The sequence below is a fragment of the Streptomyces pseudogriseolus genome, assembly GCA_002154585.1.
Lineage (GTDB): Bacteria > Actinomycetota > Actinomycetes > Streptomycetales > Streptomycetaceae > Streptomyces > Streptomyces pseudogriseolus.
Genome location: MUNG01000552.1, coordinates 1 through 515, shown reverse-complemented (window position 1 = coordinate 515; position 515 = coordinate 1). Strand labels below are relative to the sequence as shown.

At 75.5% G+C, this 515-nt stretch carries 1 protein-coding gene and 1 pseudogene (1 of these 2 running past the window's edge); both read right to left on the bottom strand.

The genetic code is table 11. The annotated features are described in order from the left end of the window. Positions 1 to 71: part of an aminoglycoside phosphotransferase family protein coding region (locus CCN29_RS32640; protein ID WP_442538622.1), annotated on the bottom strand (this coding region is incomplete at its 3' end). 430 nt of the annotated region lie to the left of the window's left edge; the window shows 71 of its 501 annotated nt. A 64-nt stretch (positions 72 to 135) separates the two neighbouring features. Continuing rightward, positions 136 to 515: pseudogene (locus CCN29_RS32635) on the bottom strand (zinc-binding dehydrogenase); the annotation flags it as partial.

Here is a 515-nt window from a genome sequence, read left to right as displayed (position 1 = left end):
ATGAAGGCCCGTCCGGCCTCCTTGTTGAACTTGACCTGTGCCTCGGCGAGTTCCGCGGGGATGTCGATCACGCCTCGCACGGTAGCGGCGTACGGGGGCGGGGCGCGCCCCTGTTTTCCGGGGGCCGCGTGACCGCTACGGCTCCAGGACGACCTTGCCGGTCGTCCGCCGGTTCTCCAGGGCCCGGTGGGCGTCGGCGGCCCGGGACAGCGGGANNGAGACGCCGTCGACGAGGTAGGGCCGGTCGCCGGCGATGCCCTGCGACGACCAGCCGAACACCAGGTGCCGCCCGTCGGGCGCGAGCAGGCCGACCAGGGTGCGGGCGACGTCCCCGCCCACTCCGTCGTACACGACGGTGACCTTGCCCCGGTACTCCTCGNNACGGCGGGCGCGGCGCCGGCGCGCGCGGCCAGGGCCGTCTTCGCGGGGCCTCCGGCGAGGCCGATCACGGTCGCGCCCGCGTTCCGGGCGTACTGCACGAGGAGGTTGCCGATGCCGCCCGCCGCGGCCGGGAC